The organism is Phyllobacterium sp. 0TCS1.6A (genome assembly GCF_026420825.1).
GTDB lineage: Bacteria > Pseudomonadota > Alphaproteobacteria > Rhizobiales > Rhizobiaceae > Phyllobacterium.
On the sequence record NZ_JAPMAB010000003.1, the window covers coordinates 411,707 to 436,912 of the forward strand.

A 25,206-nucleotide genomic window follows, 5' to 3' on the forward strand; every position below is an offset into this window, starting at 1 on the left:
AGGGCCTATATCAACCTAACGAACGACAGGTAGGCTGCGTGTGCGTCGTGCCGGAGCCTGAAACAGAGAGAAAGCCATGAGCGAGAACATCATCTATTCGGACGCCACGAAGCTCGCTGACATGATCCGTAGCCGTGAGGTCTCCGCGGTCGAGGTCGTCAAGGCGCATCTGGATCGCATCCAGGCGGTGGATCCGAAGATCAACGCGATCGTCACGCTCGCCGGTGACGCTCTTGCAAAGGCCGAAGCGGCGGACGCCGCGGTCCGCGCGGGTGACAAACTCGGCATCCTTCACGGCGTCCCGTTCACGGTCAAGGACTCGATCGATACCGCCGGCGTGTTGACGCAGCGCGGCTCGCCGATCTTCAAGGGCCGCACGCCCGACGCTGACGCCACCAGCGTTGCACGCATGAAGAGGGCCGGCGGCATCCTCCTCGCGAAGACCAATCTTCCCGAATTCTCCTACTGGATCGAAAGCGACAATCTCCTTACCGGCCGGTCCAACAACCCCTGGGATCTGACGCGGACGCCGGGCGGTTCGAGCGGCGGCGAGTCAGCGGCGATCGCGGCGGGCATGTCGCCAATCGGCCTCGGCACGGATCTCGCCATCTCGGTGCGCGGCCCCGCTGCCCAGACCGGTATCTCGTCCATCAAGGCGACGCATGGCCGTGTCCCTATGACAGGCATTTATCCGCGTGCGCCCCGCCGCTTCTGGCATGTGGGGCCAATGGCCCGCAGCATCCGCGATCTGGCGCTCGCCTTCTCGCAGCTAGCCGGTCCGGATGGGCAGGACGCCTTTTCGACGAGCACTGTTCAATTCGACGCCGGCATCGGCCGTCAGCCCTATCGGCAGCTTCGAGTGGGCTGGCTGGTCGAGCCAGGCTTCGGGCCGATCGATCCCGAAGTCGCTAAGGTGGTCGAAGCAGCTGCTGAAGCGCTCAAGAGCCTCGGGCTGCATGTCGAGCCGGTCCGCATTCCGGCGCTCGAAAAGGACTTCGCACTCGACGTCTTCAACCGCATCCACGTGATGGAGATGAAGTCGGCCTTCGCGGAGGCAACCGCCGGGCACGAAGACCAGATGTACAAGATGTCCAAGACGATGCTGTCGCTGCCCGACACATCTATGGCGGACTACATCGAGTCCGAGCAGGCGGCCGAGCGCCTTCGCGATGGCTTCGCCGAATATTTCCAGAAGTTCGACGCGCTGATCACGCCGGTGCTTCCCCTCCCGGCCCACAAGCACGGGCAGGAGGAGTTCGTCATCAATGGCCAGACGGTCGATGCCACCTATCTGCAGGGCGCGACCGTGCCGCTCAACGTCACCGGCCTGCCGGGAATCTCCATGCGGTTCGGCACGAGCAGCGAAGGTCTACCGATCAACGTCCAGATCGTCGGAAGCTGGCTGGCGGAGTCGACGATCCTGGCAGTCGCGGCCCAGCTGGAAGGCGTAAGCACCGTCAGAGAGCTGCGCCCGGACCTTTAACCTGCGCGGGGTGCCGGAATCCTGCGGAAGCTCAGCATCTCGGCGCTCTCTGATGTCACACGCTGGAGCGGACGAGATTTCATTTGGGCCCTATTCGCGACAACGGCACCAAGCCGGCGCGGTATCCGGAGTTTCAGGCTTACTTTCGCAAGCGTCAGCCACCGTTCCTCGCCGTTTGGGTGCGACATGATCCAGCGTTTCTAGGTCTCGAACAGCTCGAGTTCATCAGCTCGATAGTAGTTTTGCGTCACTTCGGTGATGCGCACCAGGTACTTTCCGCGGGTATCGTCGATTGCAACGACGGTTCCCACGTTGCCCGGCATGACCGAACCGATGATTCTGACGGTGTCCCGATCTTGAACTCGTCCATTTGCTCATTGCCTTTCTGTGCAGAGAGAGTTGGAGGCTTCACCGATCGCCCACTCGGCGATCCCGGCTGTGGCGGCTGCGGCCCCTTCGGCCTCATCCTCGATATCCTCTACTGTCTCGTGGCTCCGGCCGAGGAAGAGAAAGACAACAACGGCCGTCATTGCCGTTATCCCGCACAGCAGCCAGAGCAGCGTCGAGAATCCATTGCTATATCCCTGGAGGAGTGCTGCCCGCCCCATGGACGGCACGAGCGCCGTCGCCTCCGGGAGATCGCCGGTGACGAGCCGCTGGGCGACCGCGCCCGCCCGTTCGCCGGCGGTTGTCCCAAGGCTGGCTGCGATAAGTCCGGACAAGACCGCTGACACCAGCGCCAGCGCCAGGCCCTCACCGGCAACGCGCGAGGTGCTGAAAATGCCGGTCGCCATCCCCGCCCGTTCCTTCGGCACGACGCTGACGGCAAGCCCGTCCATCAAGCCCCAGGGCAGGCCAATGCCGACGCCGATCGTGAGGAGCGGCGCGATCAGTGCGACGGGGTCGGAACCGATAGGGAATTGACCGAGCCAAAAGAGGCCAACTGCCGCAATACCGAGGCCTGCCCCGCAAATGGTCGCCGGTGCGAACAAGCGGGTCAGCATTCCCGCTGCGATCGGCAGGATGAGCAACGGAGCCGACAGCGCAATCATCATCTGACCTGCGGCGATCTCGTCCATGCCCTCGATGCCGATAAAGCGCACCGGCATCAGGACGAGGAGGACAACGAAGGCATAGGCCGGTGCGAGCGCCAGAAGCTGCACCCCGACGAAACGCGGAAAGCGAAACAACGAGAGGTCAAGCATGGGCCGGGCGACGGCCCGTTCGATCAGCCAGAAACCGACAAAGAGGAGCAGCGAGGCGATCAGGAGCACGATGACAAGAGGATCGCCCCAACCGCTTTCCGGGGCCTGTAGTATGCCGAAGGTCAGCGCGGTGAGCGCTAAGGTGAAGCTGACGGCGCCCTTCCAGTCGAGCCCCGAAGCGCTCGGATCGCTGGATTCTCGCATGAAGGTCGCGCCAAGGAGAAGTCCGGCTACCGCCAGGACGACGAGTAGCGCGAAGATGGCCGGCCACCCGAAGGTGGCAATCATCCATCCCGCCGCGACCGGCCCAAAGGCGAGCCCAATGCCGAAGTTGGCGCCAACGATGCTGAACGCGCGAAGCCGCGCCGTCCCATCAAATTCCTGGGCGAGTGCAGCGAGGCCGCCGGAAAACGCAGCAGCCGCGCCAACTCCCTGGAGCGCCCTCAGTATGTCAAACCAAACGATGTTGCCCACGAAAATAAGGATCACCGAAAGCAGGCCGAAGGCCGCCAGTCCGGATAGGAAGACCCGCTTGCGCCCGTAGCTGTCGGCGAGCGCGCCGGCCGCCATCAGTGTGCTGCCGAATGTCAGTATGAACGCATTGAGCGCCCAGTTGAGTTCAATCGGGTTGCCACCCAGCGCATGGCTGATGGAAGGCAGGCCAACGGCAATACCGGTGAACGCCAGTGGCGCGGTAATAGCCGCGCAGCATACAGCAATGAGAATGAGCAGCCGTTCTGTCGTTGTTGCAGTACCTGTCGCAGATGAAGTGTGTTTGCGGTCTTTCATACGTGAGGCTCAACTTTATTCGGATTGAAGGGGTGGAATGAAAAGGGTTCAGTCTGCGCGGCGTGCTTCGGCGATGGCGGCAGTGTTTTCGTACATCTGCCCCATAACGATCCTTCCATTCCGCATCTCAAGGCGGACAAGGAAGTCACTTTCGGCGATCTTCGCAGTCTCGCGGTGCCGCAAACGGAAATGGCCCTCGACGAAGACCTGGTTGCCAGCGTCGGTGAACCGCGTGGTTTCACATGCGAGGGATTGGTACTCGGAAAAGAGTAGTGTGATCAGGCGTCTGTAGCCTTCGCAACCTCGGTGTTCATATCCGGCCCATGGAATCAGGGCGCGTAGCTCGTCATTGCACACGCAGGAGACCACGAAGCGGAAATCGGGATGGACGTAGCCGTTGATAGCAGCATCGAGACCATCGCCGCGTTGCGCTTCGAAGAAGCCTTTCGCTGCTTCGACATTTGGTGTGTCAGACATGTTGAAAGTCCACCTGATCCTATTGGGGCCGCGTCACACGGTGGTGTCGGGCCTCGTTGCGATGACGATGACGGCGGGAGCAGAGGACAAGGCGGGCGAAGGTCCAGACATCGCAACACTCCTCACTCGGCGGGCTTGGCTTCGGGGTGGGGACTGCCGCTGACGTCTTCGGTCCACCTGCCGTCGATGGCGCAGAATGGCAGTTGTTTGGGTGTTGATAATTCGGTCAAAAAATCACAGACTGTTGTAATGGCGACAACAATCGATTTCTTGGAGATGCAGGCCTTCATCGCCGTGGTGACTGAAGGGTCTTTCACCGCCGCAGCGGAACGCCTCGAAACGGATAAGGCGCGGGTGAGCCGCGTTGTGCGGCGAATGGAAGAGAAGCTCGGCGCACGGCTTTTGAACCGGTCGACCCGGCATCTAAGCGTGACGGAAGTCGGGCGCGATTATTTCGAACGCGCCTCGTCGATCCTGGCGGCTGCCGAAGCCGCCGAAGCCGCAGTGGCGCAGCGGAGTCAAGAACCGAAGGGCCGCCTGAAAGTGACGGCTGGGGCTGAATTCGGGACGATGCGGGTCGACGGCTGGATTGCTGCATTCTTGCGCGAATGGCCGAAGGTCACCGTCGAGACGGAGTACACGAACCGTCTCGTCGACATCATTCATGAAGGTGTCGATGTGGCGATCCGCATCGGGCCGTTGGAGGACTCAGAACTTTCGGCTCGCAGGCTGGGCGAGTTAACCTACGGTTTGTATGCTTCCCCCGATTATCTGAGGAACGCAGCGTCTGTCCGCAAGGTCGATGATCTGAAGCGGCATGACCTCATCATGCATGCGCCACGCGGTCGTCCGGGATGGACCTTGGTGAATGGTGAGAAGACGGAGAAGGTGTGGCACGCGCCACGTTGCGCCGTCGATAACACCATGGCCGCCAGGAACCTGGCGCTGTCGGGCCTTGGGATCGTGCAGCTTCCAAGATACATGGCCGAGCCGCATGTGGCCGAAGGCGGCCTTGCCAGAGTGTTGCCGGGCTGGGCGCGTATCCCCGTGCCGGTCCACGCTGTCTTTGCCTCGACGCGCTACATGGACCCGAAGGTGCGGGGTTTTGTCGACGTCTGTCGCGATGGCTTCAGGAGTGATGTTGAAGGCTTCAGCTGAGAGGATCAGCTTCGCCCCATGAGTTGGGCTCTAGCGGCGCGAAAGCCATCCTGTCGTCACCGAGCGTCGTAGCGATCTGGTCACAACGCTGCCATTCGAGCACCTGCGTCGCTCTCAGATCGAGCCTGTCTGCATCATTGGCCATTTTATTGTCGTTTCGAACGACAACGGTCTGTGGCGTGTCGCGCTACTAGTAAGTGCTTCGCCGAGTCCGTACTTCTCGCTCCGTGTGTCGCTCTCCCCGTTAGGTACGCGCCTTACAGTGTCGGGCGCGAGAGCAAATCAGGAGTTATCGCCGTGACTAGCGCAGACCATCTCGGGGCCTTTCTGGAGGCCATGAAAAGCGGAGACGTTGACGGCGCAGTCGCTCACGTTGCCGACGATATCTCACTTCGCAGCCCGATTTTACCTGCGCCCTTCCACGGCAAAAAGAATGTCGCCGCTGTTCTTACACAGCTCGTGGGCACACTCGATGCGTTCGAGCCGAAGTTGCTGTTGCGTGATGGGGCGGACGTGGTCGCAGTTTTGACGATCAGGTTCGAAGACCATGTTATCGACGCCTTCGACCATATCCGCCTCAACAATGAAGGCCTGATCGAGGGCATGACGGTGGCGTGGCGTCCGCTTCCCGCGGTCGTCGCGGTGCAGCAGCGGCTGGTCCCCAAGCTTGGCGGCCAAGCAATGCAGTTGGTCCCGCTCGATCAGGCAAAACAGCGGTAACGACCTTGCGTCATCATTACCGGCGAGTTCGCCGGTCGCTTAGTGCGCGCTTGCTGCCGTGGGACGGAACCCTAGGCGTAGGAGCCCAGCTTTCATTCAGGCCGTCGTTATCCCTCTTCCGGGCGGTTGGTTGACAGCGTCAACCTGTTCGCCTAATGGTTGACAGCGTCAACCGAGGGCTTTTGATATGCCAACCGCCGTCATTACCGGTGGCCATAGCGGCATCGGCTATTCCTGTGCCCGCCACCTCGCCACGCACTACAAATGGAACCTTGTGCTCGCCGGGCGCAGCCCTGACAAAATGGAGAGGGCGGCCGACGAGCTTCGGCGGGAAGCAGGTATCGATGTGGTTACGCTTGCGCTCGACACGTCGTCGTTGGCGTCGGTGCGGGCAGCGGCAGCGCAATGCATCGGCATGCTGGATAGTGGTGAACTGGCATCCCTGGACGCACTGCTTTGCAATGCCGGTGGGCGTTTCGATGGTCCCGTTGCATATTCAGCGGACGGATATGAGCTGACCTTCGCCAGCAACTGTCTCGGTCATTTTCTGCTTGCCCGCCTGCTCGCCGACCACATGGTTCCTACCGGACGTATCGTCTTCACCACGAGCGGAACCCATGATCCCGACACGATCGATGGCAAGCTGGTCGGTGCCGTGGTCGAACCCGACGGTGAAAGGCTCGCGAACATCGGTAAGGACGGTTCCAAGCCCTTGTCGGCGGGGAAGCGCTACTCAACGTCCAAGCTGTGCAACATCCTAAATGCCTACGAACTCCACCGCCGCCTTCGGAGATCCGGCTCTCCCATCGTTGCTATGGCGTTCGACCCGGGCAGCGTACCGGAGACCGGATTCCTTCGAACTTTGCCCGGACCGGTGCAGTGGTTCGCGAGGACAGCCGGGATGTCATGGCTGTCTCGCCGTCTGGGCGTCACCATGGGATCGGTCGGATTTTCCGGTGCATCGCTCGCTCGTCTTGCCGCTGATCCGGCCTATAGAGCCGGGTCGGGCAAGTATTTTCAATCCAGCGACGGAAAGCTGATTGAGACGAGGTCCTCCACTCTGTCATATGACGAAAGCCGGGCTACGAAGCTCTGGACCCAAATGGAGGTCCTGGCCGGACTGCGGCCGGAGGAAGCGCGCTTATCGGCATGACCACTGACAAGAGGCTGATCGAGGCCGCCGCGAAGCTGCTCGACGCTGGTGGGGAGGACGCGGTGACGCTGCGCGCTATCGGCCACGCGGCGGGCGTCTCACACAATGCGCCTTACAAGCATTTCGCAAACCGGAGCGCCTTGCTCGCGGCTGTCGCGGCTGTCTCATTCGCCGATTTGGCCAAGGCGATGGCTGCCATTCGCAGTTCGCGTCGAACGCCGACGAAGAAATTGATGGCTACGCTCAAGCTGTTCATGGATTACAGCCGAGAGCATCCGGCCCGATATAGGCTTCTATTCAACAATCCGGAAACAGCAGCAGCCGGCGGTGAGCTGAAGATTAAGGCCCTTCAGACTTTCGAGCACTTCCGATCGATCGTGCAGGAATGCCAGCAAGCGAACGATCTGCCCAGCGCGCCCAGTGAAACCCTGGCCAGCCTGATTTTTGCCACCGTCCACGGCCTTTTGGCCATAGAAGGCAACGGTCAGTTGCACCCGGAAAAAGGCCTTTCCAGCGTGGAAACGAGTATGGAGATCCTGCTCGCTCTCCTCGCGCCCTCCAAGACGTAGAGGCGGAGATCCGCACTCTGCGGCGACCCCCGGTCGTGACTGCGTTCGGCAAGGCAAGCCGAAGATGCGGTTCGATACGTTCGATCGGATTGCCTTATTAGGTCGTCGGCGAAATTGGACACACTGATAGCCAGGGCCGTCGTCGGGTCGAAGTTGCATTGTCGGTCGGAGGGGCAACAGTCTGTTGTGTCTGGCTAGACTGTTAACTCCTCCATCAAATTCATAATTTCGCTCGTGTCGCCTGCTGTGGCGCTCGCTGTCAAAGGGAGCGCGATACGGTGCGAGCGTATGAATCCTGTCGGCGGCTACCGCCCTTATGAAGAAAGACAATGTAGATGACCCAAACAATCGGAATCATCGGCTCCGGCCTCGTCGGCAAGGCAGTCGCGCGCCTCGCGACCGCAGCTGGCTACAAGGTGGTGATCAGCAACTCCCGAGGCGCGGACACCATCAAGGACCTGATCGAGGAGCTTGGTCCGCTGGCGAGCGCAGGCACCACGGAAGACGCCATCGCGGCGGGTGACATCGTCACGCTTTCGATCCCGATCGCCGCCACCGAGCAGCTGCCTGCCGACAAGTTCGCGGGCAAGGTCGTACTCGACCAGACGAACTACTATCCCGCATTCGGCAACAATGACGTCCTCGACAAGGCCGAGCTGACTTCCAGCGAACTGATCCAGCGGCGTCTGCCGGGTGCGAAGGTCGTCAAGGGCATGCATAATCTCAGCTGGCTCCACATGAAGGCCAACGCGACACCGAATGGTTCGGCGAACCGCACGACGCTGCCGATTGCGGGTGACGACGCCGGAGCGAAGCAGGCGGTGACCGAGTTCTTCGACAAGATCGGCTTCGATTCCATCGACGCTGGTTCGCTCGCGGACAGCTGGCGCATCGAACCGAGCACGCCGATCTACTTCTGGGCCTATGCTCCGAAGGTAGACCTGCAGGCGACGGGACCGGAAGCCGAGCGCGCCTACACGCAGCCCGGCACGCCCGTGTCGCGCGAAGATGCTCGGCGCTTGATCGACGAGGCAAAGCGCCCGTCGCCGATCGGCGGCACGTTCGAGGGCATGCCGCAGGTCCACGTCGACCTCTTCATGGCTCAAGCCAGCGCTGACACCGTCAAGAAGTGATCCGCTGCCGGGCGCCCTTGCATAGGGCGTCCGGCTACCGGTCGAGAGAGGCCCGACCGCTGCCGGCCCGGCGCGAGCAACAGAAAGGAACACGACATGCAAGGTGGAAGAAAGCCAGGTCTCGACCATCCAATCACCATCGCTCCTGCGGGCGAGAGGGTTGTCGTCAAGCTGGATGAGTCCGTCCTCGCCGACAGCCGTGACGCCCTCATCCTCAAAGAGGCGAGCCTCAATCCGGTCTACTACATCCCGCGCGCTGACGTGGCGATGGATGAACTCAGCCGCAGCGACACCAGCACCCACTGCCCCTACAAGGGCGACGCCGGCTATTTCAGCGCGCGAGGTGGCGCCGCCAGGGATGTCGCCTGGTCTTACGAGGATCCTTTCGACCACATGCTGATGATTAAGGGTTACCTCGCGTTTTACCCTGACCGCGTCGATGCTATCGAAACGACGGCCCGCGATTAAATGCTGGAATATGCGCCGAGCAAAATCGGCCAATTCTATTGTTGTTTCCATGACAACAGCGCATCCGAGTTCAGCTCATTAATGTCGGAGATATGGGGCTCGCGCTGATTGATGGTTCAAGCAGCGCGTGACAGAATGTTGCCCATGACATCAACAATTGGCTTTTCCGAAATGCAGGTCTTCGTCGCAGTGGTGACGGAGGAGTCCTTTACCGCTGCGGCCGACCGCCTTGAGACTGACAAGGCTCGGGTGAGCCGCATCGTCCAGCGGATCGAGGAAAAGCTCGGCGCAAGGCTGCTGAACAGGTCGACGCGCCGGCTCAGCGTGACAGAAGTCGGAAGGGACTATTTCGAACGTGCGTCTTCGATCCTTGCGGCCGCGGAGGCGGCGCAAGCCGCGGTCGCCCAGCAGAGCCAGGAGCCCAAGGGCCGTCTTAAGATCACAGCGACACCCGAGTTCGGCACAACGCGGGTCGACAATTGGATCGCCGCCTATCTGTCCAAGTGGCCGAAGGTCACGGTGGAAGCGGTATATTCAATTCGCTTCGTCGATATCATTCACGAGGGAATCGATGTCGCGATCCGTATTGGCACCTTGCAAGATTCGGATTTGTCGGCTCGCAAGCTCGGAGAGATAACTTACGGTCTCTATGCCGCGCCTGGATATCTGAAGGACGCTGCGGCGCTCCGCACCGTCGACGATTTGAAGCGCCATGACCTCATTATGAAAACGTCCAGCGGCCGTGCAAGCTGGACCCTTGTTAACGGCCAAGCAACAGAGAAGGTCTCGCAGGCGCCACGCTGCGCGATCGATAACATCGTTGCCGCCAAGAACCTGACGGTGTTCGGTTTGGGAGTGGCGCAACTTCCACAGTTCATGGCTGAGCCACATGTAGCGGAGGGAAGCTTGGTGAGGGTTTTGCCGGGTTGGGCCAGCATACCGATGCCGGTTCACGCCGTTTTTGCCTCGACGCGCTACATGGATCCGAAGGTTCGTGGCTTCGTTGATCTTTGTCGTGTTGCTTTCGGGGACGGCAGTGACGCAAGCCTACGCTGAAGCGAGCCGACCATGGCAGTGGTCGTGCCCGCGCATCGTCAACTAGAATCGCCGGTGGTTTGCGCCGAAACCTGTACCTCGGGCAGTTTGGAAGCGGACGACCCGCTTCCCCGCCGGCGTGGCTGAAATCAGACAATCGGCCTCGTACCTCACAGAAGCTCAGAATAGCGCGCCAGAGGATCTCCACGGCCGAGCACCCGTGCACCATTGTTGCTCGGACGAACAACAGACTGGGGTTCGTCGGGCATCTAATCCGTTTCCGAGAGATATCCTACCTTCCAACCGAACCGCTCCGTGAGGAAGCGCAAACGTTGAAGTGAATAGGATATCTAATGAAGATCGGAATCTTGAACGCCGGCAATATCGGCAGTCGTCTTGCAAGAGCCTGGGCCGCCGCAGGTCATGAACTCGTTGTCGCGAAGGACGGTGAAGACCGGAAGATCGCGCCGTTACTTGCGGAACTGGGCGACAAGGCTCGCCTCGGCACGATCCGCGAGGCTGCGGAATTCGGAGAGGCTGTTCTGTTCTCCATTTATTGGCCGCGGGTCGAGGCGATCGTAAGCGAGGTTGGCGACGCGCTCGACGGTAAGGTCGTAATCGAGACCATGAACCCGCTCGGCGTTACCGCCGATTTCGTGCACTACCACGATCTGGAGTTCATGCGGGGAAACTCAACCTCCGAAGACCTGCAGCGACGCTTGCCAAAGGCGCGCATCGTCAAGGCGTTCAACCTGATCGCGGCTCCGTCGCTTGAAGCGGCGGCATGGTCCGCATCGCCGGTGCAGGCCAGCGTCTTTTACGCGACCGACGACAAGGCCGCAGGAGAAGTGACGCGGAGCCTGATCGGTGACGCCGGCTTCAAGCCCGTGAACGCTGGCGATCTCAAGGGCGCCCGACAGCTCGAACAGATCGGCGTGTTCCTGCATCACGTCGCAGAGAATGAATATGCCGGCGACGCCGATCTCGTTCGGCTGGGCCTTGCAGTCATCGAGGCGAGCCCCGGCCCGATCGCGCGCGAACGGGTTGTCTGAGCTCGCGCGCCATCCCTTCACGCCATCACCAAACTCGCATTTCGCCGAACCAAGGAGAATTCTATGTCGCAGTCACTTAAGGGAAAAACTGCTCTCGTGACGGGAGGGTCACGGGGTATCGGTCGCGCTATCGCAGAGCGTCTTGCCGCCGATGGCGCGACCGTCGCACTTACCTACAACTCCAGCAAGGCTGGCGCCGAGGAGGCCGTCGCCGCGATTCAGAAAGCCGGCGGCAGCGCCTTCGCTCTGAAGGCCGAATTGCTGGACGCGGGCTCCATTGGGCCGTTGTTCGAGGCGCTTGATGCTGAACTTGAGAGCCGCAACGGCAGCAAAACGCTGGACATAGTTGTGAACAATGCCGGCGGCAGCGGTTTTGGCGGGCTGGACAATGCGACGGCTGAGAGCTTTGACGCCATGTTCAACGTCTTCGTTCGTGCGCCGTTTTTCGTCGTGCAGGCCGCACTTAGCCGCCTGAGCTCTGGTGGACGCGTGATCAACGTGTCTTCCGGCTTCGCCACACGGCCCTCACCGATGGCGTCGATGTACTCGATGGCCAAGGGAAGCATCAACGTCTTTACGCATTCGCTCGCCATCGAGCTGGGTCCCCGTGGCATCACGGCGAACGCTGTCGCCCCGGGCTGGACGCGGACCGACATGAATGCCGCCGTCCGTGACAATGCCGATATCGTGAAGGCGATCGAGGCTGACACCGCGCTGGGACGTTTCGGCGAGCCGTCGGAAATCGCCAATGTCGTGGCCTTCCTAGCCTCGGATGAAGGTCGTTGGGTGACCGGCCAGGTCATCGAAGCGAGTGGCGGCTACAAGCTCTGACCCAACGGGGTGAGATCGCTTCTCCAACAACCGAAAACGGTGTGTGTAATGACAAAGATAGGAACTGATCTCACCCTCGAAATCTACGAGGCGTTCGCGAACAACGAGCTTGATCGTTGGGACGCGGTCATCCGCCTTGATGTCAAGCTGAACAGCCCGGCGGGTAGAGACATAGTCGGGATCGATGCGCTCAAGGCATTCGGTGCAGCGTTCCACGCGGCCTTTCGGCCGCGCGTTGACTTAATCGATCACTTCGTCGCCGGCGATCGAGCCCTGGTGACGGTCAATTTGCATTGGAAACACGACGGCGAGCCATTCTACGGAATCGCCCCAACGGGCGAGAGTGGGACATCCGTCGAGTGTTTCCTGCTCCGACTGGAAAATGGCCAGGTCACACACTGGGACACGGCCGACGCGTCTCTCGACCTCGCCATCTATCTGCACAATCAGGGCTTCGATCTTCCCAGAGCGGTTGCCCCACCAGCGATCGTGGAAGCCACGCAACGCTGACCAGCACCAAGTCAACCAGCTAAAAAGGGGTCCATTCATGGACATTGGAATCATAGGAAGTGGAGAAATTGGCGGCTCTCTGGCCCGCCGGCTCTCGAAGTTAGGCCACCAAGTTTCCATCGCCAATTCGCGCGGTCCTGCCTCGCTTGCAGATCTCGCCGCCGAGACCGGCGCCAAGGCGGTGACCGTCCATGATGCCGCGCGCAGCGGCGAGATCGTCTTCGTAGCGATCCCGGCATGGCGGATCGCCGACCTGCCGAAGGATCTCTTCGACGGTGTCGATGCCGATGTCGCCGTCGTGGAGACGGGGAACTACTATCCCCAGGAGCGGGATGGGCGGATCGACCAGATCGAAGAGGGTGCGGCTGAAAGCCGTTGGGTCGCGGATCAACTCGGACGGCCGGTGCTCAAGGCCATCAACAACCTGCACTGGCGCAGCCTCCTCGATGGCGGCAAGCCTGCGGGCACGCCGGGCCGCATCGCACTGCCGGTCGCTGGCGATAGCGAGGCCCACAAAGCGCGGGTCATCCGACTGTTCGACGAACTCGGATACGACGGTATCGATGCCGGCCCGCTCGACGAGTCCTGGCGCCAGCAGCCGGGAACCCCGGTCTATGCTGCCAATCTGGATGCGGAAGGCGTCCGCAAGGCGTTGGCCGCGGCGAGTCCGGAGCGCAAGCCGGAATTCCGCGCATCCCCCAACAGCAGCATCGGCAAGCCTTAGGAGGACCTATGGTCACGCAGCCAAAAGGACGGGTCGTCCTCGTAACAGGAGCGAGCCAGGGCATCGGCCGAGCGATCGCGTTGCGCCTTGCCAGAGACGGCGCGAACGTCGGACTGGTCGATCTGAAAGGGGACAAGCTCGCTGACGTAGAAAAAGAGGTCGAGGGCTTCGGCGCGAAGGCCGTGTCGGTCGTCGCCGACGTCAGCCGACGCGATGAGGTATTTGGGGCGGTACAGCAGGTCGAGAAGGGGCTTGGTGGCTTCGACGCGATCGTCAACAATGCGGGTATCGCGCAGGTGAAGCCGCTTGCCGACGTCCTTCCCGAAGACCTGGAGCGCATCTTTCGGGTCAACGTCGATAGCGTCGTGTGGGGCATTCAAGCCGCTGCGACCACGTTCAAGGCGCGGGGCACGAAGGGCAAGATCATCAACGCATCGTCTGCCGCGGGCCATGAAGGCTTCCCGATGGTTGGCGTCTACTCCGCAACGAAGTTCGCTGTTCGCGCTCTGACGCAGGCTGCGGCCAAGGAATATGCGAGTGCCGGGATCACGGTAAACGCATATTGCCCCGGCATCGTCGGGACCGACATGTGGGTCGAGATCGACGAGCGCTTTTCGCAGCTCACCGGTGCGCCGAAAGGCGAAACCTACAAGAAGTATGTCGAGGGCATCGCGCTCGGCCGCGCCCAGACGCCGGAAGATGTCGCGGCTCTTGTCGCGTTCCTCTGTAGCGACGACGCCGACTACATCACCGGTCAGGCGATCCTGACCGATGGCGGGCTCGTCTATCGCTAGGCCCGACGTCCCTTAACACCCGACGCGGCAGGGCAGGAGCCACCGAAGGGCTCCACCAAAGAGGAGCTGCGTCCCTTCGAAGGAGGCTGGAATGGACACGCAACTCAATGGTCGGACTGCTCTGGTGACCGGAGCAAGCCAAGGAATCGGTGAGGCGATCGCCCGCGCATTGCACGCCGAAGGCGCCAAGGTGGCGTTCCTGGCCCGCAGCGAAGCGAAACTGGCGGCGATCACCGATGCGCTCGGCGAGCGAGCGCTGGCGGTCGGCGCTGACGTGACCAATGAAGATAGCCTGGCGCAGGCGCTTGCCACGATCGAAGCGAAACTCGGGCCGATCGACATCCTCGTGAACAATGCGGGCGGCCTTCGGTCGTCGACGGGCGAGCTGTTCCGGCCCTTCGAGGAAATCCCCGATGCGGATTGGCTGGAGACCTGGGAGTTCAACGTCCTTTCCGTGGTGCGTGTTACCCGGGCGTTGGCGCCGGCAATGGCGGAGCGCGGATGGGGCCGGATCATCAACATCTCGTCGGAGAGCGGCATCCAGCCCGACGCGGTCGCGCTCGAATATGCCTCGGCCAAGAGCGCGCTAAACATTCTGACCAAGGGCATCTCGAAAACCTACGCGAGCCGCGGCGTGGTCGTGAACGTGGTGTCGCCGGCCTATGTCGATACTCCCATTCTTCGCGATTTGTTGGCGCAGCAGGACGGGGCAGAGAATCTCTCGCCTGGCGAACTGGCCGCTCATTTCCAGCCGGCGCTGCGGCCCAATATCGCGGTCGGCCGCCCCGGCAATCCGGAGGACGTCGCCGCTGCGGTCGTGTTTCTGGCGTCGGAGCGGGCGAGCTTCATCACCGGGACAAATCTTCGGGTTGATGGCGGCTCGGTGATGGCGATCTAGCGGCGCCATGGCGGGAAGTCTGTGCAACGCGGTCGGCGGCGTGAGGTCGGTGGCGCCGCCCTCTCAAAGCAGCATAGTGGGCTGGTACAGCGGAGCCGACCTAGTTGATTCTTTTGGCAGGACCTTCGGTGCTGGAATCCCGCGTGACCCTGAAGCTGTAGCGCACGCTATCCTCGGCCGCCCGGCCTGGTGGGTCCGCGGGCTCCTCGCGACGCGCAATATGACCGTAGCTCGCTTTGGCTTGAAGACGACGGATGAACTTCATCGCAACGCCCGCGAAAACGAGTCCGTCGCCTTTTTCCCCGTCCTGTCTCGATCAGAAAACGAACTGGTGCTCGGTGTGGACGATCGACACCTTGATTTCAGAGCGTCGATACTGCTGGGGGCGTTGAATGACGAGGGCGCTTTCGAAGTCGTCGTAACGACGGTCGTTCATTGTCACAATACGTTTGGGCGCGCTTATCTGAATCTAATTAGGCCATTTCACGTACTTGTTGTTCGTTCAAATCTGAGGCGCGCCGCGGCGACAGCGCGCCGCCAGACGCGGCGCTCTGCGAAAGGAGACAACAGTGCCGGACGTCTCCTTTGACTTGCGCTATCTGCGTTACGCGATGCTCGCTGCAGAGCATGGTAGTTTCCGGCGCACGGCGGAGCTCCTCTCGGTGTCGCAGTCTACCGTCAGCCGACGCATCCAAATATTGGAGCGACGTATCGGTATCGCCCTGTTTGAGCGGCATAGATCGGGTGCTCGGGTAACCGTTGCAGGCGAGAGCTTTCTCAGGGAGGCGGTGATCGGCGCGAGACATCTTCACCAGGCTGTTGATGCAGTCGCACAAGCCAAACGTGGCGCCACAGGCGTGCTCCGCGTCGGTTTGACAGCCTGCTTCGGCAACGGCTTTCTAGCCGAGCTGCTTGCTGCGTATCATCGGCGCTATCCCGGTATCGACGTTTCTTTCCAAGATGGTACATCGCAAACCACCGCTGGTGCTCTTCTGAACGGCCGGCTTGACGTTGCCTTCATGCCGACGGTGCGGTGGCAATCAGTGGGGCAGCGATCAAAGACATCGGACGCAAGGTCAATATCGTGTCCCGTTTTCCCGACGCACCCCGGCGTCGGCTCGCCGATGCGCTGCTTCTGCCGGGCTTTGTCAATGCCCATCAGCACGGACGGGGGCTTAGCCAGATCCAACTTGGTTACCCGGATGATGCACTCGAGCCGTGGATCGCCCGCCGGCGCGGGCGTGGGTCACCGGACAGCTACACTCTGACGCGGCTTGCTGCAGAAGAGATGCTGGCCAATGGCGTGACCTCTACGCTCCATGCCAACTACAGCTATTCTACCGGGGACTACGAGGCCGAGTTGCGCGGGACAATTCGCGCCTATGAGGATGCGGGCCTGCGCGCAACGGTCTGCATCGGTTACGCCGATCGTGGCGGCCTGGTCTATCCTCCGGAAGACGAGAGAGAGTTTCGCAAGAAGCTATCGCAGGAAGCGCAGCAGTTGTTAGCGCTCGCGAGGCCTGCATATCTGCCTTTGGCGCAGACGTTGAACCTGATGGCGCGGCTCGCTGCCGAATATTCCGGCCATCCGACAATTACATTGGCCTATGGCCCTGCGGGGCCGCAATGGGTCAGCGACGAGGCATGGCGCGCGCTCGCCAAAGACGCGGCGCGGCGGGGGGTAGGGCTTCATTTCCATCTGCTGGAATCGCCCGCTCAGAGCCGTTGCGCGCGGATGCTCTATCCCGAGGGCGTGCTATCACGGCTGGAGGCGCTTGGCGTATTTAAGACTAGCACGAGTGCTGCGCATTTCGTCCGGGCGACGCTGAAGGACGTGGCGGATGCGGTCAGGCTCGGCCTGGTCGTCGTCGCCAATCCCGGTTCGAACATGCGTCTCGGCAACGGAGCGCCGGCAATTGCGGATTGGCACAGGGGAGGGCTTCCTGTGGCTGTCGGTACCGACAATTGCGCCCTGCAGGATGAAGAGGACTACCTGTCGGAGTTGCGACTGGCAGGCCTGCTTGCGCGATTTGACGGTGCCGGGCCACCGAAAAGCGCAACCAGAATGCTGGATATGGGAACATCCATGGGTGCCAGAGCAATCTTCAACCCGCAGGTAGGACAGCTTGAGGTCGGCATGAAAGCCGATCTTGTCGCTATCGAGCTGTCACGACTATCGGGTAGCTATCTAGATGCTGATACCGATCTTCTGGAGGCGGTCATGGCCCGGGGTAGGGGTGCGGATGTCCTGATGACTGTTGTAGACGGTATGGTGCGCTACCAACGCGGTGCCGACGAGCGCCGTCGCGAAGCTGCGATCACGGCAGCGGCGTCGGCCAAGTCGGCACGTTCTGTGGGAGATGCGGCACGCCGGGCCAGCGAGGAGATCGCAGAAGCGCTACGAAAGCATTGTCGCAGGGGCGAGGTATGAGTTGCACGCTGGTCACCGGTTCTTCTGGTTTCATCGGCTCGGCCATATGCGAAGCGCTGAATGCTCGCGGAGTGCCGGTCGTCGGCTTCGATCGTATCCCGCCTGCATTTCCCGATGCAGAATGGGCGCAGAAGATGACTTTCGTTGCCGGTGAAATTGGTGACGCTAGTGCCTTGGCGGAGTTGTTCGCGGATTACCCCATCACTCACGTCGTACATGCCGCGGCGATGACGCCCGATGAGGATTTTGAGCGGGCCGCACCGGATACCATCATGGACGTCAACATTACCGGTGCCTGCCGAGTGATGGCGGCGGCTCGCCGCTCTAGGCCTTTGCGGATCGTCGCGCTGTCCTCGATTTCGGTTTACGGGAATGCATTTTGCAACGGCGAGGGCAGGCTTGATGAATATCTAAGCTTACCCGCGCCAGAAACCTTGTATGGGATCAGCAAGTGGGCCGCAGAGCAAGCGATGCGTCGTTATGCACGGCTGGAACAAATGGACCTGCGCATCGTTCGGCTCGGCCCCGTATTCGGCCCATGGGAACACCAGTCCGGTTCGCGTACGATATTAAGTCCTCACCACCAGATAGCAGCGTTCGCCCGGAGCGGCGAGCTCTGCATTTTGCCCCGCGCGGCTCCTGCGAATTGGATCTACTCTCGCCAAGCGGCACGGCGGATCGTCGATCTCCTGTCTGCCCAACAACCTGCCGCCGATGTGTTCAATTTGGGTGGTGGTCAGATCACGACGCTGGTCGACTGGTGCGAGGAACTAACCTTAAAGATCCCCGGTTTCCGCTGGCATGTCGATGCCGGCGCAACAAATATCCGCTACGGTTATGTCACCGATCGCCCCGCGCTGGATAACCGCCGGATCGACACCTTGTCTGCGCCGGACGCAATCCTGCTCACCAGGGCTGTCGAAGACTATCTCGGCTGGCTCGACCGTTTCAGTCCGCTTACACAATTCGAGAGAAAGTAGTCATGACACAGCGTCTCAACGGACGGTTGGCAATTGTCACCGGCGGCTCATCCGGCATCGGCCGCGCCATCGTGCAAAAATTTGCTGCTCACGGTGCAAAGGTGGTCGTTGCCGACATTACCACGAATGCGATCGAGGGTGGCCCCCCGATCTGCGACGTCGTGGCTGAGAAGGGCGGCACCGCCGTATTCATCAAGACCGACATATCGAACGCAGCCGAAGTAGATGCGCTCGTGGCAAAGACGGTGGAACGTTTCGGCCGGCTCGACATCTTGGTGAACAACGCAGTGCTGCGTGCCGGCAAGCCGCTTCTCGAGACCGAGGAGGGCGATTGGGACCAGGTTATGGACGTTAGCCTCAAGGGTGCCTATCTATGCGCGCGTGCGACCGTGAGGCAGATGTTAAAGCAGGAACTTGTCGGGGACGTGCGGGGGCGGCTGGTGCATATTTCCTCGCAGCACGGCCATATCAGCGCTCCTGAGGATTTTGCCTATGGGGTTAGCAAGGCAGGCATTGCTTATATGACCAAGCAGATCGCTGCAGACTATGCGAAGGATTTTATTATCTCCAACGGGGTTGCGCCGGGCAAGATTCTTACCGGCAAGGGTGGTCGAGCCGTCGAACCGCGTTGGCTGGACTATTCTAATTCGCGCACGCCATGGCCGCGGCTCGGCACACCCGAAGATGTAGCAAACGCCGCGCTTTTCCTCGCAAGCGACGAGGCGACCTACATCACAGGGCACAATCTGTTTGTCGATGGAGGATGGATGGCTGCGTAAGGCATTGGTGCCTTGATTTGGCAGTCAACGCAGTTCTTCACGACCCGCTTTACGCGCCGCAGCTCGCCCAGATGCGCCGTTAGCACGGCGAGCAGGTTCCGACAAGACGTGCATGTTCGTTCGCCGTTTTGGTATTGACGTCTCGGCCAACCTTGCCTTTGTACAGGACATCCTCATGGTCCGGGGGCCCCTGACCGGAAATATAGAGCATGGTGCCGACTTCCAGCACGTTGCGAAGCGTGCCGATCGGGCTTGGGAGCAGGCGGAAGCTCGCGCTCCAGTGCGGCATTGAGGCGACAACGGGGCATGCGCCCGCGGTCCTAGTTCAAATGAGATGCTCTGAAACGCGACAGAAAGGTGTTCAGGCGATCGTTCCGGCCAGCTTGCGCCATCAGTTGCGCCGGGGCGCCTTCGGCTGCGACCCGGCCCTCGTCCATGAAGACGATGCGGTCGCTGGCGTCGCGAGCAAAGGCGATCTCGTGGGTCACCATTAGCATCGTCATGCCCTCCTGCGCCAGCTGGCGCACGACGTCGAGCACCTCGCCGACCAGTTCTGGATCGAGCGCCGAAGTGATTTCGTCCAGCAGCAGGATTTTCGGCTCCATGGCCACGGCTCGGGCGATGCCCACGCGCTGCTGCTGGCCGCCAGACAGTTCGGACGGCAGATTGTCAATGCGGTGACCGAGGCCGACGCGCTTGAGCCAGTGTTCGGCGATAGCGTGGGCTTCCTGCTTCGACTTGCCGCGCACTTTCATGAGGCCCAGCATGACGTTCTGGGCCGCCGTCAGATGTGGAAACAGGTTGAAGCCCTGAAACACCATGCCCGTTTCGGCGCGCATCCTGGCGAGGTCGGTTTCGCCTCGGCGTTTGCGGTTGCCGGTGTCGGAATAGCCTACTTCCCGGCCGTCGATCTGGATCGACCCGGTGTCGTAGGTTTCCAGAAAATTCACGCAGCGCAGCAGCGTGGTCTTGCCGCTGCCTGACGGGCCGATCACGGCCACCACCTCGCCCTTTTTCACCTGCATGTCGATGCCCTTCAGCACCGATACGGAGCCGTAGGCTTTTTCCAGGCGCTCGATCCTGAGAAGCGGCTTATCAGTTGCAGTCATGGCTCTAGTCCCGAATATAGGCATAGCGTCGCTCTACCGAGCGGCTGACCAGCGAGAGTGAATAATTGATGGCGAAATAAATGAAAGCGCCCAGCAGGTAGAGAGACATGGCCTCATAGGTGCGACCGATGACTTCGTTGATCGACTGCATGAGATCGACCACGCCGAGGAGCGAAACCAGTGCGCTACCCTTGACCGCATCGGTAACGCCGTTGATCCACGGCGGTAGAAAGCGGCGGACGGCCTGCGGGAAAATCACGTAGCGTAGGCGCGATACAAAGGTCAGGCCGATGGCTTTGGCGGCTTCCATCTGTCCCTTCGGGATCGAAACAATGGCGCCACGCACATATTCGATGACCTGCGCGGCCTTGAACAACGTCAGCGCCATCACGCCTGCCCAGAAGGAATCGATCGAAATGCCGAGTGGCGGAAAGCCGTAATAGACCACGAAGATCAAAACGAGGATCGGGATGCCGCGGATGCAGTCGCTGAACAAGCGTATGAACCATTGTAGCGGGCGCGGGCCGTAGATCAGCCCGACACCGAGGATAACGCCCGAAACCAGCGAGAAAAGCACGACTAGCGCGGACACGAGCAGCGTGATCGCAAGGCCTTTGCCAAGGAAGGGAAGAGCGTAGAGGATCGACGACATGGTTCAGCGCTCCGCCCTGAAACGGCGTTCCAACTGGCGTAGGCCGAGCAGGATTCCATACCCGGTTATCAGATACATCACCGTCGTCACGATATAGACCTCGACAATCCGGAAAGTGTTGAAGTTAATCCACTGTGCGCCGTAGGTGAGCTCCGGCACGGCGATCACCGACGCCACGGACGTATCCTTGAACAGCGAGATGAAGGTGTTGGACAGCGCGGGGAGCGTGATGCGCGTCATGGTCGGCAGGCGCACGTAAAGCAGCCGCTGCCACGGCGTTAGGCCGATGGCCTTGCTGGCGTCGATCTGGCCGCGCGGAACCGCCTCCAGTCCGGAGCGGAATACCTCGACTAGGTAGGCCCCCGCATAGAGCGACAGCGTCGCCACGAAGGAAACGGTCGGGCTATATGCGATATTGACGACGGTGGGGATGCCGTAAAAGACGATATAGACCAGCAGGATCAGTGGCACGTTGCGCAGAACCTCGACATAGGTCGAGATCAGAGCGCGCGCGACCCTACCGGCCGACACATACCAGATGGCGAGCGCCAGCCCGATGATCGCGCCGATCAGGATCGACAGCACCGCAAGCTCAAGGCTGAGAACAAGTCCCTGCCACAGCTTGTCGAAATGTCGCCAGATCAGGTTGAAATTGATATGGTAGTTCATGTGCAGGTGCTTGCCTCCCGGCACGTTGGATCGGGGTGGTTTCGGGCGGAAGCCACATTCCGTTCTAGCCTCCCTTTCGGGCAGGCGGGCGCAATGTTCGGATCGCACCCTACGATTCCCGACCGCGAATACGGTCGAGTGCTCTGGATTCAGACGGACGGGAAGCCCGGTTTGCGCTCTGGCGGCTCCATGCCGAAATATTCCTTGAAGCCCGCGTCGTACAAGGCGTTGTCGTGGCCGAACATGGCAATAGAAAAAGCGGTGTTTACGAAGGTTAGCCAGTCGATGTCGCTCTGACGCACACCGCCGCCATAGAGCATGGCGTTCCATTGCTTGCCGGCATCGAAATAACGGTCCGGGTTTTTGGCAACAAGCCAGCGCACGTTCGATAGATCGACTGCGGAGGCATCGGCGCGATTGGAGTCCAATGCCTGGAAAACATTGGCTTGCGTATCGATCTGCATGACCTGCGCGTCCGGCAGTACCGCATGTACGGTCGTTTCGGCGTCTACATTTTGCAGTATAGCGATGCGGGTGCCGCTTCCCTTGGCCTTCAGCTCGTCGAAGGTCTTGGCCGCAGCGCTAGGCTTGGTCAAAAGGGCGACGCCCTCGACGTAATATGGGCGCGTGAAGTTTATGAGCTGGGCGCGTGTGCCGGAGATCGTCATGAACTGAAGCGTGATATCGACCTTGCCTGTGACGATGTTGGGAATGCGCTGCTGCGCATCCTGCTTCACGAACTCGACCTTGGTTGGGTCGTCGAACAGTGCCTTGGCGATGATGCGGCCCATGGTGATGTCCATGCCGACCAGTTCACCGGCGTCGTTTTCGAAGTGCCAAGGCGCATTAGTGCTGCCGGTACCCACGATCAGGTGTCCCCGATCCAGAACGGTACGCAGCAGGCTGTCGCTCGCTGCCTGGGCTGCAGCTTCCTTTGCATTCAGCGTCACGGCGGCAGCTGCTCCGAGGGCTACCCCGCCCAGTCCGAGTTTAAGGAATTCACGCCGTTCATTGCCTGCGGCCATTTTTGCCTCCACGTATCTTTGTTTATCTGTTCCCTTGATATTTTTTATAGTCTTATATATTGGACTATAATCTTATATTTAGGACGATATTACAAGGTGTGTGGTTTGGCAACCGTCATCAGATCAGAAAGGGCCAACTCATGACTTCGGTGCAGACTGCAGCCGGCAGACGTGTGGCGCGAGGACAGCGCGAACGCGGGATAGACCGCCTTCTCAAGCTCTTTTCATATTTGCAAGACCATGGCGGGCCAGCGCGGCTGGCAGATCTGCCCAAGGCGCTCGATGCGCCGAAATCTACGATCTACGATCTAGTGAATATTCTGAGCGAGGCGGGCCTGCTAGAAATCAAGGACGCGCAGGTCTATTTCGGCAAAGTGATGCAGCTTTACGGCGCGAGCTACCTGCGCGCCAACGATATCGTGGCGCGTGGCCGCGAGATGGTGGATCATCTGGCCAAGGAAACGGGTGAGACTTGCGAACTCTGCATCCGCCTGCGTGGCAAGCAGGTCATCATCCATGCCCGGCCCGGTTCCCGACCGCTGCGCATCAGTTCGGAAGTCGGCTCGCAGATACCGATCCCGTGGACGGCTTCGGGTCGACTGATGTTGTCCGATCTATCTGGTGAGGAAATCGAAACAGTGCTGGAGCCGGAAGACCGTCTGCAACCAGATGGGCAGGCCGCGGATATCGCAGCCTTCATTGCCGAGTGCCACGCGCACCGCAAACAGCCACTGGCTCGCACCGTCGGCGCCATCAACAATTTCACGCAATGTCTGGCTTCCCCGTTGGTCAATGCGCGGGGAGCAGTGGAGGCGACAATCTGCTTCGTTCTGCCCGCCGATATGCCGGAGGCCATTCGACGGACGTTGGAAGCCAGACTAATCGAGGCCGCGAACGAAATCTCCTTCGCGGCCCATGGGTGAGGGGGCCCGCTTTACAGGGGGGTATATTGTCAGACTTCCACGTGAGATCGGCATTGAAGCCATAATGGGTTGCGCCGTCGCCGAATTGTCCGCGACAAGCCAACCCCACCCAGCAGGACAGCCGGGATCGGCCGCTGCGTCGTTTGATGACCGGGACATTCCAGCTCTATCGGGGACTGCAAACAGGTGCCGCGAGCAGGCTGCGTCATATCCTGTCGCTCATCTCAATCCGTTGTCGGGTCTGGTGGAGACTTTAGATTTTGGATTCCAGACACATCAAACAAAATTCAAATTTTTCGCACCGACTGACATCTACCTAACGTGGGCGAGTGCAATCGCTTCGGCCACCTCTTCGCAGCGCTCATCCAACATCGATGTTGCCACGCGAATGTTATTGCTCGGATTAACGCAAAATTTATTTCCCGAATTGACGGCGATATTCCGGGCAGCGAGTGTAACCATAGCAAAGGGCTCGGAGGCCACAGGCACCCACAACGATAGCCCATCTCCATCTTCGATGGTTAGCCCTCGCGCCCGTAGAGCGAAGGCAAGCATGTCGCGTCTTTTTTTATAGATAATTCGCGCGGATGCGACGTCGTCCCAGGTTTCCGGTTGGCGCAACAACCATGCGCCAGCGGCCTGAAGCACGCGGCTGGTCCAGGCGGCGCTAAAACTACGGTAAGACTGGATCTGTTCAACGATCGCGGATGTGCTGGACAGTACGGCCAAACGAAGGTCAGGGCCGAGCGTCTTGGAAAACGAGGTAATATGAATGACCCGGTCGGGAAACTGCGTGCCAAGTGAATGACGCTCAACGTTGGAAATATCGGACATTCCATCATCCTCGATTATGAGGGTGTCGCTATCACGTAGTACTTCGGCTAGTTCGCCCAAGCGCTGCGGCGTTACGGTCCGGCCGGTCACCGAATGCAGTCGTGGCTGGAAGAGGAACCCGACGGGTTTGTATCGCATCGCATCCTGGAGCGATGAGGGCAGCGGGCCGTATTCGTCACATTTAACAGGTAGTATACGCGCACCCTGGTGCTCAAGAATGTCGAGGAGGCGCATCGCCGTCGGTTCTTCGATGGCGACAGGCGCGCCTGGCGTCACCAAGGCATGAATGGCCGTATATACGGCATTATAACCGCCATTGGTCGCAAGCATCGCTTCCGGGTCATAGGGCCATGTCTTGCGAATTTCGGCCTCCAGTTCCGGCAGAATACGACTGCGCTCATAGCTGTTGAGGCTCTCAGCAGAAGCTCCATGAGCTAGCGCCTTTTCCAGCCGCGGCAGCAACCGCGGGTCGGGAACGGCCATCGTCAGATCGAGCACATTTGTGCCGTAGTGGCCAGAACTCGCAAGACGCTCTGGCTTTGCGATGAAGCGGTCACCACTGACCGAGGTCCCGTTCCGGCCTCGTCCTGTAATTATTTTTTGCCGTCTCAGATCGCTCCATGCCTCCGAAATCGTTGCGGGGCTGACGCCGAGCGAAAAAGCAAGATCACGGATCGGAGGCAGCTTGGCACCAACAGGAAGGGCGCCTGCTCTGATCAAGGCGCTGGTTTCCAAAGCTATTCCGCGAATTGTTCGATCGCTTATTTTTTCGGCAAACCAGCTCGAATCAAAGGCGTCGTTCATT

Annotated in this window: 28 protein-coding genes and 1 pseudogene; 20 read left to right on the forward strand and 9 right to left on the reverse strand. The window is 60.5% G+C overall.

Annotated elements, in window-relative coordinates; translation table 11 throughout:
• The first annotated feature begins 76 nt into the window (after nucleotides 1-76).
• Nucleotides 77-1,483, forward strand: coding sequence for an amidase (locus OSJ75_RS10180; RefSeq protein WP_267227863.1), 1,407 nt, complete (start codon nucleotides 77-79; stop codon nucleotides 1,481-1,483).
• Between the two features lie 200 nt (nucleotides 1,484-1,683).
• On the opposite strand, the gene OSJ75_RS10185 is transcribed toward OSJ75_RS10180, so the two are convergent.
• The 3 genes from OSJ75_RS10185 to OSJ75_RS10195 are packed head-to-tail and all read right to left on the reverse strand — an operon-like array spanning nucleotide 1,684 to nucleotide 3,954.
• Complete coding sequence (locus OSJ75_RS10185; protein WP_267227864.1) at nucleotides 1,684-1,806, reverse strand: hypothetical protein; 123 nt, start codon at nucleotides 1,804-1,806, stop codon at nucleotides 1,684-1,686.
• Nucleotides 1,807-1,857: 51 nt separating this feature from the next.
• Complete coding sequence (locus OSJ75_RS10190; RefSeq protein ID WP_267227865.1) at nucleotides 1,858-3,477, reverse strand: MFS transporter; 1,620 nt, start codon at nucleotides 3,475-3,477, stop codon at nucleotides 1,858-1,860.
• 48 nt (nucleotides 3,478-3,525) lie between these two features.
• Complete coding sequence (locus tag OSJ75_RS10195; RefSeq protein WP_267227866.1) at nucleotides 3,526-3,954, reverse strand: nuclear transport factor 2 family protein; 429 nt, start codon at nucleotides 3,952-3,954, stop codon at nucleotides 3,526-3,528.
• A gap of 186 nt (nucleotides 3,955-4,140) precedes the next feature.
• Here OSJ75_RS10195 and OSJ75_RS10200 point away from each other — a divergent pair, with 186 nt between their 5' ends.
• A complete protein-coding gene (locus OSJ75_RS10200) occupies nucleotides 4,141-5,112 on the forward strand; it encodes a LysR family transcriptional regulator (RefSeq protein WP_267227867.1) in 972 nt (323 codons plus the stop codon).
• On the opposite strand, the gene OSJ75_RS10205 is transcribed toward OSJ75_RS10200, so the two are convergent.
• A complete protein-coding gene (locus OSJ75_RS10205; protein ID WP_267227868.1) occupies nucleotides 5,105-5,257 on the reverse strand; it encodes a hypothetical protein in 153 nt (50 codons plus the stop codon). The genes OSJ75_RS10200 and OSJ75_RS10205 overlap by 8 nt on opposite strands.
• A gap of 152 nt (nucleotides 5,258-5,409) precedes the next feature.
• Between OSJ75_RS10205 and OSJ75_RS10210 the strand changes: the two genes are divergently transcribed.
• From OSJ75_RS10210 to OSJ75_RS10290, 17 genes and pseudogenes are all read left to right on the forward strand, one after another.
• Nucleotides 5,410-5,832, forward strand: a complete 423-nt coding sequence (locus OSJ75_RS10210) for a limonene-1,2-epoxide hydrolase family protein (protein WP_267227869.1) — start codon at nucleotides 5,410-5,412, stop codon at nucleotides 5,830-5,832.
• Between the two features lie 187 nt (nucleotides 5,833-6,019).
• Nucleotides 6,020-6,985: an SDR family NAD(P)-dependent oxidoreductase gene (locus OSJ75_RS10215; protein ID WP_267227870.1), complete on the forward strand. Its 966-nt coding sequence runs from the start codon at nucleotides 6,020-6,022 to the stop codon at nucleotides 6,983-6,985.
• A complete protein-coding gene (locus tag OSJ75_RS10220; RefSeq protein ID WP_267227871.1) occupies nucleotides 6,982-7,554 on the forward strand; it encodes a TetR/AcrR family transcriptional regulator in 573 nt (190 codons plus the stop codon). Before OSJ75_RS10215 ends, OSJ75_RS10220 begins: the two co-directional genes overlap by 4 nt.
• A 335-nt stretch (nucleotides 7,555-7,889) precedes the next feature.
• Nucleotides 7,890-8,687, forward strand: a complete 798-nt coding sequence (locus tag OSJ75_RS10225) for an NADPH-dependent F420 reductase (RefSeq protein WP_267227872.1) — start codon at nucleotides 7,890-7,892, stop codon at nucleotides 8,685-8,687.
• A 96-nt stretch (nucleotides 8,688-8,783) separates the two neighbouring features.
• Nucleotides 8,784-9,155, forward strand: a complete 372-nt coding sequence (locus OSJ75_RS10230; RefSeq protein WP_267227873.1) for a DUF427 domain-containing protein — start codon at nucleotides 8,784-8,786, stop codon at nucleotides 9,153-9,155.
• A 144-nt stretch (nucleotides 9,156-9,299) separates the two neighbouring features.
• Complete coding sequence (locus OSJ75_RS10235; protein WP_267227874.1) at nucleotides 9,300-10,211, forward strand: LysR family transcriptional regulator; 912 nt, start codon at nucleotides 9,300-9,302, stop codon at nucleotides 10,209-10,211.
• Nucleotides 10,212-10,543: 332 nt separating this feature from the next.
• Entirely contained in the window at nucleotides 10,544-11,242 is a 699-nt protein-coding gene (locus OSJ75_RS10240; protein ID WP_267227875.1) for an NADPH-dependent F420 reductase, read from the forward strand.
• A gap of 63 nt (nucleotides 11,243-11,305) precedes the next feature.
• Nucleotides 11,306-12,073 carry an SDR family NAD(P)-dependent oxidoreductase gene (locus OSJ75_RS10245; RefSeq protein ID WP_267227876.1) on the forward strand — a complete coding sequence of 256 codons (768 nt, stop codon included), beginning with the start codon at nucleotides 11,306-11,308 and terminating at the stop codon, nucleotides 12,071-12,073.
• A 48-nt stretch (nucleotides 12,074-12,121) separates the two neighbouring features.
• Nucleotides 12,122-12,583, forward strand: coding sequence for a nuclear transport factor 2 family protein (locus tag OSJ75_RS10250; RefSeq protein ID WP_267227878.1), 462 nt, complete (start codon nucleotides 12,122-12,124; stop codon nucleotides 12,581-12,583).
• Nucleotides 12,584-12,620: 37 nt separating this feature from the next.
• On the forward strand, nucleotides 12,621-13,307 hold the full coding sequence (locus OSJ75_RS10255) for an NADPH-dependent F420 reductase (protein ID WP_267227879.1): 687 nt from the start codon (nucleotides 12,621-12,623) through the stop codon (nucleotides 13,305-13,307).
• Between the two features lie 8 nt (nucleotides 13,308-13,315).
• Nucleotides 13,316-14,101 (forward strand): acetoin reductase, encoded by a 786-nt coding sequence (locus tag OSJ75_RS10260; protein ID WP_267227880.1) that lies wholly within the window; start codon nucleotides 13,316-13,318, stop codon nucleotides 14,099-14,101.
• A gap of 91 nt (nucleotides 14,102-14,192) precedes the next feature.
• A complete protein-coding gene (locus OSJ75_RS10265; RefSeq protein ID WP_267227882.1) occupies nucleotides 14,193-14,999 on the forward strand; it encodes an SDR family NAD(P)-dependent oxidoreductase in 807 nt (268 codons plus the stop codon).
• A 7-nt stretch (nucleotides 15,000-15,006) separates the two neighbouring features.
• Nucleotides 15,007-15,588: a DUF2867 domain-containing protein gene (locus tag OSJ75_RS10270; protein ID WP_267227883.1), complete on the forward strand. Its 582-nt coding sequence runs from the start codon at nucleotides 15,007-15,009 to the stop codon at nucleotides 15,586-15,588.
• Nucleotides 15,569-16,009: pseudogene (locus tag OSJ75_RS10275) on the forward strand (LysR family transcriptional regulator); the annotation flags it as partial. The gene OSJ75_RS10270 and the pseudogene OSJ75_RS10275, both read left to right, overlap by 20 nt.
• 23 nt (nucleotides 16,010-16,032) lie before the next feature.
• Complete coding sequence (locus tag OSJ75_RS10280; protein WP_267227884.1) at nucleotides 16,033-17,430, forward strand: amidohydrolase family protein; 1,398 nt, start codon at nucleotides 16,033-16,035, stop codon at nucleotides 17,428-17,430.
• Complete coding sequence (locus OSJ75_RS10285) at nucleotides 17,427-18,410, forward strand: NAD-dependent epimerase/dehydratase family protein (protein ID WP_267227886.1); 984 nt, start codon at nucleotides 17,427-17,429, stop codon at nucleotides 18,408-18,410. Before OSJ75_RS10280 ends, OSJ75_RS10285 begins: the two co-directional genes overlap by 4 nt.
• Before the next feature lie 2 nt (nucleotides 18,411-18,412).
• The gene (locus OSJ75_RS10290; RefSeq protein ID WP_267227888.1) at nucleotides 18,413-19,189 is read left to right on the forward strand and encodes an SDR family NAD(P)-dependent oxidoreductase; all 777 of its coding nucleotides are present in this window, start codon (nucleotides 18,413-18,415) and stop codon (nucleotides 19,187-19,189) included.
• Between the two features lie 320 nt (nucleotides 19,190-19,509).
• On the opposite strand, the gene OSJ75_RS10295 is transcribed toward OSJ75_RS10290, so the two are convergent.
• From OSJ75_RS10295 to OSJ75_RS10310, 4 genes are all read right to left on the reverse strand, one after another.
• A complete protein-coding gene (locus OSJ75_RS10295; RefSeq protein WP_267227889.1) occupies nucleotides 19,510-20,298 on the reverse strand; it encodes an amino acid ABC transporter ATP-binding protein in 789 nt (262 codons plus the stop codon).
• Between the two features lie 4 nt (nucleotides 20,299-20,302).
• On the reverse strand, nucleotides 20,303-20,950 hold the full coding sequence (locus OSJ75_RS10300) for an amino acid ABC transporter permease (RefSeq protein WP_267227890.1): 648 nt from the start codon (nucleotides 20,948-20,950) through the stop codon (nucleotides 20,303-20,305).
• Nucleotides 20,951-20,953: 3 nt separating this feature from the next.
• Nucleotides 20,954-21,619 carry an amino acid ABC transporter permease gene (locus OSJ75_RS10305; protein WP_267227891.1) on the reverse strand — a complete coding sequence of 222 codons (666 nt, stop codon included), beginning with the start codon at nucleotides 21,617-21,619 and terminating at the stop codon, nucleotides 20,954-20,956.
• 149 nt (nucleotides 21,620-21,768) lie between these two features.
• Complete coding sequence (locus tag OSJ75_RS10310) at nucleotides 21,769-22,644, reverse strand: transporter substrate-binding domain-containing protein (protein WP_267227892.1); 876 nt, start codon at nucleotides 22,642-22,644, stop codon at nucleotides 21,769-21,771.
• Between the two features lie 140 nt (nucleotides 22,645-22,784).
• Here OSJ75_RS10310 and OSJ75_RS10315 point away from each other — a divergent pair, with 140 nt between their 5' ends.
• Nucleotides 22,785-23,567 (forward strand): IclR family transcriptional regulator, encoded by a 783-nt coding sequence (locus OSJ75_RS10315; RefSeq protein ID WP_267227893.1) that lies wholly within the window; start codon nucleotides 22,785-22,787, stop codon nucleotides 23,565-23,567.
• Nucleotides 23,568-23,879: 312 nt separating this feature from the next.
• On the opposite strand, the gene OSJ75_RS10320 is transcribed toward OSJ75_RS10315, so the two are convergent.
• Entirely contained in the window at nucleotides 23,880-25,205 is a 1,326-nt protein-coding gene (locus tag OSJ75_RS10320; RefSeq protein WP_267227894.1) for a PLP-dependent aminotransferase family protein, read from the reverse strand.
• Nucleotide 25,206: the final 1 nt, after the last annotated feature.